The 15,787-nt window shown below is 72.8% G+C and carries 10 protein-coding genes; 3 read left to right on the plus strand and 7 right to left on the minus strand.

Annotated elements, in window-relative coordinates; genetic code table 11:
• Window positions 1-33: 33 nt before the first annotated feature.
• The 5 genes from ACQPZ4_RS37105 to ACQPZ4_RS37125 are packed head-to-tail and all read right to left on the minus strand — an operon-like array spanning window position 34 to window position 7,797.
• Complete coding sequence (locus tag ACQPZ4_RS37105; protein ID WP_433046562.1) at window positions 34-2,358, minus strand: glycosyl hydrolase family 95 catalytic domain-containing protein; 2,325 nt, start codon at window positions 2,356-2,358, stop codon at window positions 34-36.
• Window positions 2,355-4,187, minus strand: a complete 1,833-nt coding sequence (locus tag ACQPZ4_RS37110) for a beta-galactosidase (protein ID WP_433046565.1) — start codon at window positions 4,185-4,187, stop codon at window positions 2,355-2,357. Before ACQPZ4_RS37110 ends, ACQPZ4_RS37105 begins: the two co-directional genes overlap by 4 nt.
• Window positions 4,188-4,195: 8 nt before the next feature.
• Window positions 4,196-5,131 carry a carbohydrate ABC transporter permease gene (locus tag ACQPZ4_RS37115; protein ID WP_433046568.1) on the minus strand — a complete coding sequence of 312 codons (936 nt, stop codon included), beginning with the start codon at window positions 5,129-5,131 and terminating at the stop codon, window positions 4,196-4,198.
• On the minus strand, window positions 5,121-6,107 hold the full coding sequence (locus ACQPZ4_RS37120; protein ID WP_433046571.1) for an ABC transporter permease: 987 nt from the start codon (window positions 6,105-6,107) through the stop codon (window positions 5,121-5,123). Before ACQPZ4_RS37120 ends, ACQPZ4_RS37115 begins: the two co-directional genes overlap by 11 nt.
• Window positions 6,108-6,120: 13 nt before the next feature.
• Window positions 6,121-7,797: a hypothetical protein gene (locus ACQPZ4_RS37125; protein WP_433046574.1), complete on the minus strand. Its 1,677-nt coding sequence runs from the start codon at window positions 7,795-7,797 to the stop codon at window positions 6,121-6,123.
• Between the two features lie 237 nt (window positions 7,798-8,034).
• Between ACQPZ4_RS37125 and ACQPZ4_RS37130 the strand changes: the two genes are divergently transcribed.
• Window positions 8,035-10,152 (plus strand): beta-glucosidase family protein, encoded by a 2,118-nt coding sequence (locus ACQPZ4_RS37130; protein ID WP_433046577.1) that lies wholly within the window; start codon window positions 8,035-8,037, stop codon window positions 10,150-10,152.
• On the opposite strand, the gene ACQPZ4_RS37135 is transcribed toward ACQPZ4_RS37130, so the two are convergent.
• Window positions 10,130-12,919 (minus strand): BTAD domain-containing putative transcriptional regulator, encoded by a 2,790-nt coding sequence (locus ACQPZ4_RS37135; protein ID WP_433046580.1) that lies wholly within the window; start codon window positions 12,917-12,919, stop codon window positions 10,130-10,132. The two genes, ACQPZ4_RS37130 and ACQPZ4_RS37135, sit on opposite strands and share 23 nt — an antisense overlap.
• A 357-nt stretch (window positions 12,920-13,276) precedes the next feature.
• On the opposite strand from ACQPZ4_RS37135, the gene ACQPZ4_RS37140 reads away from it, so the two are divergent.
• On the plus strand, window positions 13,277-13,897 hold the full coding sequence (locus tag ACQPZ4_RS37140; protein WP_433046583.1) for an AfsR/SARP family transcriptional regulator: 621 nt from the start codon (window positions 13,277-13,279) through the stop codon (window positions 13,895-13,897).
• On the opposite strand, the gene ACQPZ4_RS37145 is transcribed toward ACQPZ4_RS37140, so the two are convergent.
• The gene (locus ACQPZ4_RS37145) at window positions 13,890-14,246 is read right to left on the minus strand and encodes a hypothetical protein (protein WP_433046586.1); all 357 of its coding nucleotides are present in this window, start codon (window positions 14,244-14,246) and stop codon (window positions 13,890-13,892) included. The genes ACQPZ4_RS37140 and ACQPZ4_RS37145 overlap by 8 nt on opposite strands.
• A 121-nt stretch (window positions 14,247-14,367) precedes the next feature.
• Between ACQPZ4_RS37145 and ACQPZ4_RS37150 the strand changes: the two genes are divergently transcribed.
• Window positions 14,368-15,774: a cellulase family glycosylhydrolase gene (locus tag ACQPZ4_RS37150; protein WP_433046589.1), complete on the plus strand. Its 1,407-nt coding sequence runs from the start codon at window positions 14,368-14,370 to the stop codon at window positions 15,772-15,774.
• Window positions 15,775-15,787: the final 13 nt, after the last annotated feature.

Consider the following 15,787-nt stretch of genomic DNA (forward strand, 5'->3'; position numbering starts at 1 on the left):
CTGCCGCCGGGCACCGAACCGCGCCAGCCATTTTCAGCGGACCCGGTAGGTGACCCCGGCGCGGGCGGGCCAGCACAGCCGGACCCGGCCCGCCGGTGCGCCCGGCACCTCGACCGCACCTGCGGGCGCGTCGGACCCGCCGGAGCGGCCGGCCACCTCGACGGTCAGCGGCCCGTTCGCGCCCGCCGTCACCGCCGCCTCCGCCAGCGCCCCGCCGGACCAGCGCAGCGCGACCGTGTGCCCGCCGCGGCACCGGATGCCCCGCACCGCGCCGGCGGGCCAGCCCGGCGGCAGGGCGCGCAGCAGGGCGATCGCGCCGTCGTGGCTCTGCACGAGCAGCTCGGTCAGGCCGGCCACCACGCCCAGGTTGCCGTCGATCTGGAAGATTCGGCCGCTGGGCCGGCCCGCGTCCGGGTGCAGGGTCAGCAGCGAGCGCGAGCAGAGCTCGTCCAGCAGCGCGGCGACCGTGGACTCGGCCAGGTCCGCGTCGCGCAGGCGGGCGGCGAGGGCCAGGATCCAGGCGCGGCTCCAGCCGGTGTGGCCGGAGCCGTGTTCGAGGCGGAGCGCGAGGGCCCGGCGCGCGGCCGCGAAGTCCGCCGGGGTGCCGGCCTCGGTGATGCGGGTGCCCGGGAAGAGCCCGTACAGGTGGGACAGGTGCCGGTGGCCGGGCTCGCGGGGCGGGCGCTCGTCGTACCACTCCAGCAGCGCCCCGTCCGCGCCCGTCTGGACCGGCCGCAGGGAGCGCAGCGCCGTGGCCGCCTCGCGCACGAGGGCCGCGTCGGCGGGGGCGGGCCAGCGCGCCGACAGCGCCGCGAACCGGGACAGCACCTCCCGGGCGAGCTCCTGGTCCAGCGCGCAGCCCCACGAGGTGGCGGCGGATCCGTCGGTACCGTACGCGAACTGGTGTTCCGGCGAGGTCGACGGCGCGACGACCAGCGCGCCGCGGCCGTCGTCGACGAGCATGTCGAGCGTGAACCGGACGGCGGCCCGCAGGACGGGCAGGGCGACCGCGCGGCCGAAGTCGCGGCCGGCGCCGTGGTCGAGGTGGTCCCAGGCGTGCGCGGCGAGCCACGGCAGGGCCGAGGGCCAGTTCGCCCACTGTGGATCCCCGGGCACCGGTGCCGTGAACCGCCACAGGTCGGTGTTGTGGTGCGCGGCCGCGCCGCGGGCGCCGTAGTGCCGGGCGGCGGTCCGCTCGCCGTGCACGGCCAGGTCCCGGGTCAGCTCCAGCAGCGGCTCGTGCAGCTCGGGCAGGCCGGTGCTCTCCGCCGCCCAAAAGTTCATCTGGGCGTTGATGTTCGTGGTCCAGTTGCACGACCAGCCGGGCCGCACGTCGGCGTTCCAGATGCCCTGCAGGTTCGCGGGCTGGGTGCCGGGGCGGGAACTGGCGATCAGCAGGTACCGTCCAAAGTGGAACAACAGCTCCGCCCGCGCCGCGCCGGGCGAGGCGGACAGGTCGAGGTCGGCCCGGTCGAACAGGCGGCGGTGGTCGGCGCGGTGCCGGGAGCGCAGCTCGTCCGGCCGCACGGCGAGGGCTCGCCCGAGGCGGGTCGCGGCCGCGGCGGCCAGCGCGTCGAGGTCGGCGGACGGGCGGCGGGCCGGGCCGCGAAAGCCGGTCACCGCGGTCACCAGCAGCCGGGTCCCGTCGGCGGTGCGGCGCACGGCGGCGGCGATCGCGAAGCCCATCCCGGCGGCCACGGTACCGCCGGCGTCCGGGCGCTCATCGCTGTACACGATGGACGGATGGCGGTCGGGCACGTAGTTCGGCACCACGTGCGCCGGCGCGCGCCCGGTCCACACCAGACAGTCGGGGTCGGCGAACCGGCGCGCGGCCACGCCGGGATGCGGGCCGTGCAGCCGCGGGACGATCGGCCGCGGCACCGCACCGGGCCCGCCGGCGGTCAGCACGAGCACGCCGTCCGGATGCGAGGCGAACGCCGTCACCCGCACCGGGCCGGACACGCTCGCATAGCCGGTGCCCGCCTCCGCCTCCTGAAGATCGAGCCATCGAGTGTACTCCCCGAGCCCCCGCTGATCCCCGTAGCGCCACTCCAGGCGGCCCAGCGGCTGGTACGACTCCGTCCAGGCGTCCCCCTGCAGCCGGCGGGCCAGGTCCTCGGCCTCGGCGTGCCTGCCGGCGGCCACGGCCCGGCGCAGCTCCGGCAGCAGCCCCGCCGGTCCGGGACCGGGTGCGGGGACGAGCGGCCCGCCGGACCAGAGCGTGTCGGCGTTCAGGTCCAGGGCCTCCACGCCCGGCCGGCCGTGCAGCATCGCGCCCAGGCTGCCGTTGCCGATCGGGAAGCCGTCCTCGAACGTCGCGGCGGGGTCGGGGGCCTCGATGCGGTACCGGCGGCTCATGGATCGACCCGGATCTCGGCCCGGCCCTCGGCGTGGTGCAGCAGGAACACGACCCGCCCGCGGCGCACCGCCTCGACGCCGGGCGGCAGGTCCGCCAGCACCGGCCGGACCCCGGCCTCGGCGCAGACCCGGGCGAGCAGCCGCGCCAGGTCCTCGGGTTCCGGGGTGTGCCCGACGTACCAGGCGCGCCCGTGCCGGAACACCACCGGCCGCCCGTCGAGCGGCCCGCCGCGCGCGTGCCCGATCACCTCGGCGCCGCGCGGCTCGGCCCACTCGGCCCAGCCCGACGGCAGCGGCCAGTGCTCCTCGACCCGGACCCCGACGAGGTCCATGAGCAGCCCGGGCCACCCTCCGATGTGGACCCGCTCGTCCGCGTCGGCGACGCCGCTGAACGGGCCGAGCACGAAGGTCCCGCCGCTCGCCACGTACGCGGTGAGGTTCGCGGCCACCGCCGGCGTCACCTGGTACAGGTTCGGGGCCAGCACCAGCCGGTAGCGCGACAGGTCGGCCGCCGGGTGGGCGAAGTCGCACGTGATGTTGGCCGTCCACAGTGGCTCGTACCACTCGGTGAGCCGCTGCACGTAGGAGAATCCGGCGTCCGGCTGGTGCGGCAGCTCGGCGGCCCGCCAGGACTCCCAGTCGAGCAGGATCGCCACGTCGGCCGGGACGTCCGTCCCCAGGAGACCGTCCACCTCGGACAACGAAGCCAGTTCGGAGCCGAGCGCGCACGCCTCGCGGAACACCCGGGAGTCCTCGCCCGCGTGCGGGAGGAGCGCCCCGTGCGCGCGCTCCAGGCCCTGCCGGGACGCCCGCCACTGGAAGTGCAGCACCCCGTCGGCGCCGCGGGCGACCGCCTGCAGCGACCAGAGCCGGTTGAGGCCGGGCCGCTTCGGCGTCGACACCGGCCGCCAGCTGGCCGCGCCCGGGGACTGCTCCATGAGCAGCCACGGGCCGCCGGCGAGGGAGCGCATGACGTCCTTGGACATCGCCCCGCGCATCGCGGCCCCCGGGTCGTTCGGGTCCGGATAGGTGTCGAGCGAGACGACGTCCTCCTCGGCGGCCCAGCGCCAGCCGTCGACCGGGCGGTAGAAGTCCATGAAGTTCGTCGTGACCGGAATCGCCGGGTTGTGCGCCCGCACCGCGTCCCGTTCGGCAACGAAGCACCCTAGGAGGAGGTCCGAGCCGAAGCGCTGATAGTCCAAATCCTGTGCGGGATTGCCGATGTACTGCACGGTGACGGGCGGGAGGATCTCGGACCACTGGGAGTACCGCTGCGACCAGACGCTTGTTCCCCAAGCCTCGTTGAGCGCGTCGAGGTCGCCGTGGCGGGCCCGCAGCCAGTCCCGGAACCGGGCCGCGCAGTGTCCACAGTGGCAGGTGGTGCCGAACTCGTTGCCGATGTGCCACAGCCGCAGGGCAGGATGGTGCGCGTAGCGGGCCGCGAGGGCCTCGGTGACGGCGAGCGCGGCCCGGCGGTACTCGGGCGCGCTCGGGCAGTAGTGGTTGCGGGAGCCGTAGTGCCGGCGCACCCCGTCCGGGCCCTGCGGCAGCGTGTCCGGGTGCCGGTGGCCGAGCCACGGCGGCGGCGAGGCGGTCGGGGTCGCCAGGGCCACCCCGATCCCGCCGTCGTGCAGCAGCCCGAGCACGGTGTCGAGCCAGCCGAAGGTGTACCGCCCGGGCTCCGGCTCCAGCGCCGCCCACGCGAACACCCCGACGGTCGCGAGGTTCACGCCCGCCGCCCGCATCAGCCGCACGTCCTCGGCCCACACCTCGGGCGGCCACTGCTCGGGGTTCCAGTCGCCGCCGAACAGCAGCCTCGGCCCGATCATGCCCCCGATCATCCTTTGATGGCGCCGACCAGCATGCCCTTGGTGAAGTGGCGCTGGACGAACGGATAGACGACGAGGATCGGGATGAGCGTCAGCGTGACCACGGCCATCTGCAGCGAGAGGGTCGCGATCTGCTGATGGCCGGCGTACTGCCCGGTGTTGGTGAGCCCGGTGCCCGGCATGCTGGCGCCCTGCAGGGTGTACAGGTACATGACCATCTGCAGCGGCCACTTGCCGTTGTCCGGCAGGTAGAGCAGCGCGTTGAAGAACGAGTTCCAGTAGCCGACGGCGTAGAACAGCGTGATCACGGCCAGCACGGCGCGCGAGGTCGGCAGGACGACCGACCAGAGGATCCGCCACTCCCCGGCGCCGTCGACGCGGGCGGCGTCGAGCAGCTCGGGGGCGGTACTGCTGAAGAAGCCCCGCATCACGAGGATGTTGAACACCGACACGGCGGCCGGCAGGATCATCGTCCAGTACTGCCCGTAGCCGCCCAGCGCGGTGACCACCAGGAACGACGGGATCAGGCCGCCGCTGAAGAACATGGTGACGACCAGGAACAGCAGGATGAACCGGTGGCCGAAGGTGCCGTGCCGGGACAGCCCGTAGGCGCACAGCACGGTCACCACCATCGAGATGAACGTGCCGACGGCGGTGATGGCCAGGCTCACCAGCAGCGAGTGGGTGACGAGCTGGTTGGTGAAGATCTGGCGGTACGCCTCGATCGTCAGCTCCCCGGGCACGGTCACCAGGCCGCCCGCCTCGTTGATCGCCGCCTGGGTGGAGAAGCTGGTCAGCACGATCGACCACAGCGGGAACACGACCAGCACGACCACGACGACGAGCGTGATCCCCTTCAGGCCCTGTCCGACCGGTCCGGTGCGCTCCTCCCAGGCCGGGCCGGTGTGCCTGCGGCGGGGCCGGTTCACGGTTTCAGCGGTCATCTCGTCTGTACAACCCGTCCTCGCCGAAGGCGTGCGCAAGTTTGTTCGCGGCCAGCACCAGCAGCAGGGACAGGATGCCCTTGAACAGGCCGGCGGCCGCGCCGTAGCTGAAGTTGTTGTTGACGACGCCGTAGTAGTACGCGAACGTGTCGAGCACCTCGGAGGCGTCCCGGCCGACGGCCTGGCGCTGGATGAGCATCTGCTCGAAGCCCACGGTCAGCGCGTTGCCCAGCCGCAGCACGAGCATGAGCACGATGACGCCGCGCATGCCGGGCAGCGTGATGTGCCACATCCGCCGCCACTTGCCGGCCCCGTCGGCCGCCGCCGCCTCGTAGAGCGACTGGTCGATGGCGGCCAGCGCGGCCAGGAACACGATGATCCCCCAGCCCGCCTCCTTCCACACCGCCTGCGCGGTGACCAGGTACTTGAAGGCGTCGGCGTTGGTCATGATGTCCCAGGTGGCGTACCCGTGCCGGCGCAGCAGCGTGTTCAGGGCGCCGGCCCCGCCGAGCATCTCCTGGAACACGGTGACGACGAGCACCCAGGAGAAGAAGTGGGGCAGGTACACGACCGACTGCATGAACGAGCGGACCCGCGCGTTGGCGATCTCGTTGAACAGCAGGGCGAGGACGATGGGCACCGGGAAGTACAGGACGAGCTGCACGGCGCTGATGACCAGGGTGTTCTCGAGGGCGTGCCAGAAGATGGTGTCGGTGAGCAGGCGCTCGAAGTTGTACGTGCCGACGTAGGGGCTGTACCAGAACCCGTTGTAGATGTCGTAGCTCTGGAACGCGGTGATCAGCCCGAACATCGGGGCGTAGGCGAAGACGGCGAGCAGGACGACCGCCGGCAGCGTCATGAGCAGCAGCGAGCGGTCCCGGCGCAGGCGCAGGCGCCAGTGCCGCTTGCGGGGCGCGGCGGCGCCGCCGGCCTGCTCGGCCGGCGGCGCCGTTTTCGCGGGAGTGGTCGTGGTCACCGGGGGACCGTGCTCACTTGCCGGTGCCGTACTTCGAGCGGATGTCGTCGTAGAACTTGCGCAGCTCGTCGCCGCCGGTCCGGCGCCAGTTGTCGACCGCCTCGGTCCACGCCGAGATCGGCTTGCGGCCCAGCTTGACGTCGGTGATGGTGTCCTTCATCGGCTTGATGAGCGAGGAGAAGCGCGACGGCTCGCTGACGTTCATGCCGTAGAACATCGGCTTGACCACGTGCTTGACCGCGTCGGCCTGCCAGTTCACGTAGTCCTTGACGACCTGGGTGGCGCCGGACTGCACCACGATGGCCGAGGCCGGGCAGGACAGGAACTGGAAGGTGGTGGCGATCTCCTTGCTGCCCTGCTCGGTCAGCAGCGGGTTGCCGTCCTTCATGGTGAAGTCGGTGCCGGGCGCGCCGAAGTTCACCGTCAGCCACTCGGCCGAGCCGTACGGCGCGGCCAGATAGTTGGCGATGTTCAGCAGCTCCTTGATCTGGGCGTCGGAGAGCTTCTTGTTGAAGTAGCTGAACATCGACGCGCCGTTGCCCAGCTCGATCTTCGGCGCTCCGCCGTTGGCGCTGAACAGCTTGAAGCCCTGGCGGTTGTAGCTCGGGTTGGCCGCGGAGCCGGACTTGTTGTCGTCGCCGTTCCAGGCGCCGGTGCCGTCCGCGCAGATGAGCACCTTGCCCGACCAGAAGCGCTGCTTGCCGTTCTCGCTGTTGTTGGCGACCGCGTCCGGGTGCATGTACCCGGCCTTGACCATCTTGGCGTGCCAGTTCAGCGCGTCGGCGATGTTCTGCGTCTCGTAGCGGTGCACCAGCTTGCCGGAGGCGTCGGTGGTCCACGGGTAGCTGCCGCTGGGGAACTCGAAGAGCTGGTTGATGTACGCGCCGTCGTCGCCGAACAGGTCGTCGAACGCCCACACGCCGGCCGTGGCGTTGGTCAGCTGCTTGCCCAGCGCCTCCAGGTCGGCCACGCTCTTGACCTCCGCCGAGGCGCCGGCCTTGTCGAAGAGGTCCTTGCGGTAGTAGTACATGCCCGCGACGACCGCGTTGGACGAGTAGATCGGCAGCCCGTAGAGCTTGCCGTTCCACACCCCGGAGATCCAGGCGTTGGGCGACAGCGCGGCGAGGTTCGGGTACTGCTTGATCTTGTCCCCGGCCAGGTAGGGCGTGAGGTCGGCGAACTTGGCCGCGACCGCGTCACCGAAGGCCAGGTTGGTGATGTTCCAGACCGGCAGGTTGATCCAGTCGGGCAGCTTGTCCGAGGCGAACAGCGGGGGCAGCAGGTCGCCGTAGGTGTTGCCGTCGGCGGGCTGCAGCTTGAGGTTCGCGCCGATGGCCTTGTTGACGGTGTCGTAGTAGGTGTTGCCGCTCGAGGGCGGGATGGCGCCCCACAGCGGGGTCATCGTCGTGTACGAGCCGCCGGAGCCGACCGCGCCGGTGACCGACTTCGGCGGGTTCGCGGGGTAGCTCAGGAAGGCCGGGTCGGTGGTGGCCCCGTTGACCCCGGAGACGATCGGGATGTCGGGGTTCACCGCGTTGTTGGCGACGTGGTTCGGCAGCGCCTTGCTGAGCTCGTCCTGGCTGGTGGTGCCCTCTTTCTTCTCCTTGGGGCTGCCGCAGGCGTCCAGCAGGGGGGCGGCGGCGATGACGGCGACGGAGGCCAGCAGACCGCGCCGGCTCAGGCTTGCCATGGGTTGGACCACCCTTCGGGGATGGGATCGTGCATCGCGGACGGTCGGCGCTCCGGAGTTTCGAAACGGGTGTCGAAGCGCTTCGAGGCACAGACCCTAGGACATCGACGAACCGCCGACAAGGACATCGAGGCCGATCGCGCTGTTGCCGGGCTCCGGCCATGAAACTTCCGCTCCCGGTTGACACGTAGGGGCTGGTTGACCATCATCGAAACGCTTCGACTTAGGGAGTGCCGCGTGCTTGCCGGACTGACCATCGCCGAGAAGATCGCCCTGCTCCACCAGCACCAGCCGGCGGTACCGAGGCTGGGGCTGGAGGCCTTTCACACCGGCTGCGAGGCCCTGCACGGCGCCGCCTGGCTCGGCCGCGCCACGGTCTTCCCCCAGGCCGTCGGCTTGGGCGCGACCTGGGACCGCGAGCTGCTGCGGGCGGTCGGCGCGGCGGCGGCCACGGAGGTCCGCGCGTACCGCTCCGGCGGCGCCTCCCTCAACGTCTGGTCGCCGGTGGTGAACCCGCTGCGCGACCCGCGCTGGGGCCGCAACGAGGAGGGCTACAGCGAGGACCCGCTCATGGTGGCTTCGCTCGCCATCGCCTACTGCACCGGCCTGCGCGGCGACCACCCCGCCGTCTGGCGGACCGCGCCGGTGCTGAAGCACTTCCTGGCGTACAACGTCGAGACCGACCGCGACCGGATCGACATGCGGGTGCCGGAGCGCGTGCTGCACGAGTACGAGCTGCCGGTCTTCCTGGAACCCCTGCGCGCGGGCGTCGTGGCGGGCGTGATGCCGGGGTACAACCTCGTCAACGGCATCCCGAACCACGTCCACCCGCTGCTGCGCTCGGCACTGCGCGCGGCCAAGCCGGACGTGGTGATCTGCTCGGACGCCCAGGCCCCGTCGAACCTGATCGCCCAGTTCCCCACCCACGCCGAGTCACACGCGGCCGCCCTGCTGGCCGGCGTGGACAGCTACACCGACAACGGCTCTGACTCGGCCCCGACGATCGAACGGTTCACCGAGGCGTTGAACCGCGGCCTGATCACGGAGGCGGACGTGAACGCGGCGGTGTCGCGGCTGCTGGCCCTGCGCGCGCTGACCGGCGAGTTCGACCCGGCAAACGATCCCTATGCGTCGATCGGCCGCGAGGTCATCGCCTGCGAAGCCCACAACCGTCTCGCGCTGCGGGCGGCCCGCGAGTCGATCGTGCTGCTGCGCAATGCTGGCAACGCCTTGCCGCTGTCGGGGAGCGTCGCGGTGATCGGCGCCCTCGGCGGCCAGGTCCTGCGCGACTGGTACAGCGGCGACTTCCCGTACGCGGTCACGATCGAGGCCGCCCTGCGCGACCGCCTCGATTCGGTCACCTACACGCCCGGCCTCGACCTGGTCCGATTGGACGGTCTCGACGGCCTGTTCGCCCACCAGGACTGGGGATCGGGCGCCCACACCTTCCGCTCCTCGGACGGCGGCTACCTGACGGTGTCCGACGACGGCACCGTGTCGGCCACGGCGCCGGCCCCGGACGGCTGGGTGGTCCGCGAGCAGTTCTCGGTCCACGACGGCGCCGTCACGTGTGACACGCCCGGCGTCGAGTTCCGGATGGAGCGGGTCACGGACGGCGTGGCGGAGGCGGTGGCGGCGGCCCGGGCAGCTTCCTGGGCCGTCGTGGTACTGGGCAACGACCCCCACATCAACGCCCGCGAGACGATCGACCGGGCGGACCTGGCCCTGCCGCCGGACCAGGACCGCCTGCTGCGCGCGGTGGTGGCGGCGAACCCGAACACGGTGCTGGTCCTGGTGTCGTCCTACCCGTACGCCATCGACTGGGCCGCGGAACACGTCCCGGCGATCCTGTGGACGGCGCACGCGGGCCAGGAGCAGGGCAACGCGATCGCCGACACCGTGCTGGGCATCGCCAATCCCGGCGGCCGCCTCCCCCAGACCTGGTACCGCGCCGACACCGACCTCCCGGACCCGCTGAACTACGACGTGATCGGCGCGGGCTGGACGTACCAGTACCACCGCGGCCCGGTCCTGTTCCCGTTCGGCCACGGCCTGTCGTACACCACGTTCGCGTACGGCCCGCTGACCGTCGACGGTCCGGCCGCGACGGTCGAGGTCACCAACACCGGCGACGTCCCGGGCGACGAGGTCGTCCAGGTGTACTGCACCCCGCACGACTGGCCCGTGGTGGCCCCGACGCGGCGGCTGGTGGCGTTCGACCGCATCACCCTGGCCCCGGGCGAGACGCGCACCGTGACCCTGACGATCCCGCCCTGGGTCATGTCGTACTGGCACGACGGCGCACTCGTCGCCCCCGAGGGCCGCTCCACCTTCACGACGAGCGGCGGGGAGTGACCTCGGCGGACAGCATGGCCAGCTGGTTGCGGACCGCCTCCGCCTCGCGGGCGCCCAGGCCCGTGAAGATGGTCAGCGCCTGCCGGTAGTCCCTCCGCGCCCCGTCCCGGTCCCCCGCCGCCCGCCGCGCGTCCGCCAAGTGGGTCAGCACGAGACCGAGGTAGAAGCGCTCCCCCGAATCGGCCAGGCGGTCCAGCGCGTGGCCGAAGCACTCGATCGCCTTCGCATGCGCGCCCAGGTGGTGGTGGGCCACGCCCAGCGTGTCGTAGACGCCGGCCAGCTCGGCCGGTTCGGCCGCCGCCGTGAACAGGGCCAGGGCGCGGTGGCACGTGGCGATCGCCTCGGCGTAGTGGCCGATCATGGTCTGCAGCGAGGCCACGCCGCCGAAGGAGCGGGCCTCGCCCAGGGTGTTGCCGTTCAGGCGGTACAGCTCACACGCGCGCTGGGAGTAGGTCATCGCCTCCTCGTAGCGGCCCGCGCCCTCCAGCAGTTCGCCGAGCGTCCCCGTCGCGTGGGCCAGGCCGTTGCCGTCGCCCAGCGCTTGGTACAACGCCACGGCCGCGCGCAGGTGGGCCGTGGCCTCGTCGTGCTGGTGGAGGCGGCCCAGCGTGCGGCCCTGGCTGCGCAGGATCCGAGCCTCGACGGGGCGGTCTCCCGTCCGGCGTACCGCCTCCAGCGCGATCCCCAGCACCGCCAGTTTCTCCTGCCAGCGGCCGGTGCGCTCCAGGTACACCACGCAACTGCACGCCAGCTGCCAGGCGTGGGACGGGTGGGCGGCGGCGGCGCGCTCGACCGCGGCCAGCAGGACCGGGCGCTCCGCGTCGAACCAGGCGAGGGCCTGCTGGCGGTCCTCGATCGGGTCCGGGGTCACCGACGGGGCGGGCGGGTCGATCGGGGTCGGGGTCTGGTTCGCGTCGACCAGCAGCGTCGCCGGGTACGCGGTGTGCACCAGGTGGTCCAGCAGCCGGGACAGGGCGGCGTGGCGGCCGGCCGGCGGGTCGGTCGTCTCGGCGAGTTCGACGGCGTACGCGCGGATCAGGTCGTGGGCGCCGTAGCGGCCCGGGCCGGCCTCGGTGAGCAGGGACGCGGCGCACAGCCGGCGCAGGGCCGCGCCGGCCTCCTCGGGCGGGACGGCGGCCAGGCTGGCGGCGGCGTGCACCGTCACCTCCGGGCCGGGGTGGACCGACAGGAGGCGGAAGAGGCGGGCGGTGGGGTCGTCGAGCACGCGGTACGACCAGGAGAACACGGCCCTCGGGTCGGTGGCCGCGTCGACGCCGGCGAAGCCGTCCAGGGTGCGGCGGGCCCGGCCGAGCTCGCCGGCGACCGCGGCCAGGGACGGGGTGGTGGTCACCGCCGCGCGAGCCGCCACCACGCTCAGGGCCAGGGGCAGGCCGCCGCAGCGGGCGATGACGTCGGCGACGGCCGCCGGGTCGGCCGCCACCCGCCAGCGGCCGAGGCGGCGCTCCAGCAGGTCGGCGGCCTCGATGGTGTCGAACAGGTCCAGCAGCAGCGGGCGGGCGCCGGCCGCGGCCAGGCCGGCGAGGGGGTCGCGGCTGGTCACGACGGCCAGGCAGCCCGGGCCGGCGGGGAGCAGCGGGCGGACCTGGGCGGCGTCGCAGGCGTTGTCCAGCACGACGAGGACCCTCCGGGCGGCGACCACGCTGCGGTAGAGGGTCTCGCGCTCGGCCGGGTCGGCGGGGATGTCCCGGGGCCGCACGCCGAGCGCCGTGAGCAGCAGGTTCAGCGCCGCGGCGGGCTCCAGGGGCGCGCGCACGGGGTCGAAGCCGTGCAGGTTGACGTACAACTGGCCGTCCTGGAAATGCTCGGCGACCGCGTGCGCCCAGTGCACGGCGAGGGTGGTCTTGCCGATGCCGCCGGGGCCGCTGATGGTGACGGCGGGCACGTCGCGGTCCGGGTCGCCGGTGGGCAGCAGCTCGTCGAGGCGGGCCAGCCACTCGGCGCGGCCCGCGAAGCCGGCGACGCGGGCCGGGAGCTGGCGGGGGACGACGGCGACGAAGCGCGGGGCGTCGGTGACGACGGCGGCCGGCTGCTCGTTGCGCAGCACGGCCAGGTGCAGGTCGCGCAGCTGGGGGCCGGGGTCGAGGCCCAGCTCGTCGGCGAGGACCTGGCGCACGGACTCGAAGACGGCGGCCGCCTCGGCGCCCCGGCCGACCCCGACCAGGGCGCGCATGAGCTGGCCGCGGAACGTCTCGCGCAGGGGGTACTGCCCGGTCAGCGCCTGCAGCTCCGCGATGATCTCCTCGTGCCGGCCCCGGCCGAGTTCGAGCTCGAAGCGCTGTTCGAGGGCCTGCAGGCGCAGCTCCTCCAGGCCGGCCGCGTCGGCCGCGAGGGCCGGGACCGATTCGAGCCCGGCCAGCGCCGGGCCGCGCCACAGGGCCAGGGCGGCCTCGAGCGCCTCCAGGGCCCGCGCGGGCTCGGCGCCGCGGGCGGTGGCGAGCAGGGTGCGGAACCGGGCGGCGTCGAGCTCGCCCGGCTCCAGCCACAGCACGTACCCCTCGGGGCGGCGGCCGATGCGGTCGCCGCCGAGGGCCTTGCGCAGATGGTGCACGTACACCCGGACGTTGGCATCCGCCCGCGCGGGCGGCGCCGACCCCCAGAGGGATTCCACCAGGACCTCGGCCGACACCGGCCGGCCCGCGTGTGCGGCGAGCACGGCCAGCAGCGTCCTGGGCTTGCCGCCGGGCAGTTCGACGGGCGCGCCGTCCTCGTCGATGACCTCCAGCGGCCCGAGCAGGCCGATCCGCACCGGTCAGGGCGTCGGGGTCGACGAGGGCTGCGGCGACGGGGTCAGGCAGAGGATCTCACCGGCGTTGGTGTAGCACTTCTCCGGCTTCACATAGGCGTGAGCCGCGGTGGCCACGCCGAACACAATCGCCCCGGACGCCAATAACGCCAGCGCCAACTTTCGCATCTAGTCCCCCCAACAGTCGCGGCCTTCGTGGGTCCGGCCTGTCGGATCATACGGCCCGGAACGACCGTTTGGGTAAGGGCGGGATTGACGCATCGAGAGGTACCAACGCGGCATTAACGGATTTCCAACGCGCGTCCGCCACGCTGCGGGGTGCGGCCGTCAGGGGGAACGGCCCGCGACGGAGGTGGATCGGTGTTGACGTTCGGCGTACTCGGCCCGGTCGAGGTGCGGGCCGCCGACGGGCGGGCGACCGTCGTCCCGGCCCGCCAGCAGGCGCTGCTCGGGGCGGCGTTGTTGCAGGCCAACACGGAGGTGCCGACCGCGCGGCTGGCCGCGGCGATCTGGGGTGGCCGGCCGCCGCCGGCCGCCGCCGACCTGGTCCGCACGTACGTCGCGACGCTCCGCCGCGCGCTCGGCCCCCGGGCGGCCGGGTGCATCGTGGCCGGGCCGCGCGGCTACCTGGTGCGGGCCGAGCGGGGTGCGCTGGATCTCTTCGAGTTCGAGCGGCTGACCGCCGAGGCGGAGCGGGCCGCGGCCGGCGGCGACCACGAGCGCGCGACCCGGCTGCTGGGCGACGCGCTGGCCCGGTGGCGCGGGCCGGCGCTGGCCGGGCTGGACTCGCCGCTGCTGCGCGCGGCGGCGGCCCGGCTGGAGGAGCAGCGGCTGCGGGCGGTCGAGCTGCGCTTCGAGTCGGCCTGCCACCTGGGCCACCCGGCCTGGATGGTGCCGGAGCTCACGGCGTTCGTGGCCGAACACCCGCGCCGCGACGGCACGCGCGCGCTGCTGCGCCGCGTGCTGCAAGAAGTCAGCTGATCCCGGCCTGCGCGTCCAGGCGCTGCAGGAGGTCGTGCGCGGCCAGCTCGACGTCCTTGTGCCGCCACTCCGAGGCCCGGTAGACGCACGCGATCAGCCCGGTGCGGTGCACCCGGCGGAAGTCGCCGTAGACGAACGCGTACCGGGCCTTGGTCTCCTCCGACGCGCCCTCGGTGAGCCCCAGATGCCACGCGGCGTAGTCGTCCCACGAGTGCCGCTGCAGGAACGCGTTGCCGGCGTCGGCGTGCGGCTGGACCGCGCCCCAGTCGCTGTCCAGCACGTACTGCCGACCGTCGATCAGCGCGCGGGCCCGCTGGACCGCCGCGGGGTTCACCGTGTATGAGGCCATGACGTGCGCATACCCAGCGGCTGTATCTTTCACCCCCGCCGGGGCGCCCACCGCTGGTCCGGCGGCAGCTCGAAGCGCTTCGATTGATTTTTCGAAACTCCGGGGCGTACTGAAGTACCCCATGAAGAGACGACTCACGATCTTCGCCGCCGCGCTGGTCGCGGTGGCCGCGTCGTTCGTGGTGTACGCCCAGGAGGCGTCCGCCGCCGTCGGTCTCCACGTGAGCGGGCGCAACATCGTGGAGGCGAACGGCCAGCAGTTCATCATGCGGGGCGTCAACCACCCGCACGTCTGGTACACCGGCAACACGCAGGCCTTCGCCGACGTGAAGGCCCTGGGCGCCAACACGGTGCGGGTGGTGCTCGGCTCCGGCAAGCGCTGGGGGCCGTCCAACGACGTCGCCAACGTCATCGCGCTGTGCAAGGCGAACAAGCTCATCTGCGTGCTGGAGGTGCACGACACCACCGGCTACGGCGAGGACGGCGCCGCCGCCACGCTCGACGAGGCGGTGAACTACTGGATCAGCCAGAAGGCCAACCTGGTCGGCCAGGAGAGCTACATCTCCATCAACATCGGCAACGAGCCGATCGGCAACAACAACCCGGCGCAGTGGACGGCCGCCACCGTCGCCGCGATCCAGAAGATGCGCAGCAACGGCTTCCAGCACCTGCTCATGGTCGACGCGCCGAACTGGGGCCAGGACTGGCAGAACGTGATGCGCGACAACGCGCAGACCGTGCTCGACGCCGACACCCAGAAGAACACCGTGCTGTCGATCCACATGTACGCCGTCTACGCCAACGCGCAGACCATCATCGACTACCTCGACCGGTTCCAGAACAACAACTGGCCGCTCGTCATCGGTGAGTTCGGCTGGCAGTTCCAGTCGGGCGAGGTCGACCACGAGACGCTGCTGGCCCAGGCGGACGCCCGCGGGCTGGGCTACATCGGCTGGTCCTGGAGCGGCAACACCGACCCGATCCTCGACATGGCCACCAACTTCAACCCCAACCAGCTCACCACCTGGGGCCAGCGCATCTTCAACGGCGCGCACGGGATCAAGGCCACCGCCAAGCAGGCCAGCGTGTACGGCGGCACGACCAGCCCCTCGCCCTCGCGCTCGTCGCTCAGCCCGTCGCCCTCGCGCAGCGCGTCGTCGAGCCCGTCGCCGTCGCGCAGCTCGGCGTCGCCGTCGCCCAGCCGCAGCGCCTCACAGAGCACCGGCACCAAGTCGTGCAGCGCGGCGTACAGCATCGTCGGCCAGTGGCCGGGCGGCTTCCAGGGCCAGGTGACGGTCACCGCCGGCGGCCAGGCCATCTCCGGCTGGACCGTGAAGTGGACCTACGCCAACGGCCAGACGGTCAGCTCGTTCTGGAGCGCCACCATCACCAGCAGCGGCGCGAACGTGACCGCGACCAACGTGGCCTACAACGGCACCGTCGGCGCGGGCCAGAACACCTCGTTCGGCTTCCTGGGCGCCTTCGGCAGCACCAACTCGGTGCCGACGCTCACCTGCACGGCGGTATAGCGCGAGGCATGGG

The sequence above is a fragment of the Dactylosporangium sp. CS-033363 genome, assembly GCF_050942475.1.
Taxonomy (GTDB): domain Bacteria; phylum Actinomycetota; class Actinomycetes; order Mycobacteriales; family Micromonosporaceae; genus Dactylosporangium.

Excerpts from the sequence above, each read along its gene's own strand:
- ACQPZ4_RS37105 (WP_433046562.1), bottom strand. The coding sequence starts at position 2,358 with ATGAGCCGCCGGTACCGCATCGAGGCCCCCGACCCCGCCGCGACGTTC.
- ACQPZ4_RS37110 (WP_433046565.1), bottom strand. The coding sequence starts at position 4,187 with ATGATCGGGCCGAGGCTGCTGTTCGGCGGCGACTGGAACCCCGAGCAG.
- ACQPZ4_RS37115 (WP_433046568.1), bottom strand. The coding sequence starts at position 5,131 with ATGACCGCTGAAACCGTGAACCGGCCCCGCCGCAGGCACACCGGCCCG.
- ACQPZ4_RS37125 (WP_433046574.1), bottom strand. The coding sequence starts at position 7,797 with ATGGCAAGCCTGAGCCGGCGCGGTCTGCTGGCCTCCGTCGCCGTCATC.
- ACQPZ4_RS37145 (WP_433046586.1), bottom strand. The coding sequence starts at position 14,246 with ATGGCCTCATACACGGTGAACCCCGCGGCGGTCCAGCGGGCCCGCGCG.
- ACQPZ4_RS37150 (WP_433046589.1), top strand. The coding sequence starts at position 14,368 with ATGAAGAGACGACTCACGATCTTCGCCGCCGCGCTGGTCGCGGTGGCC.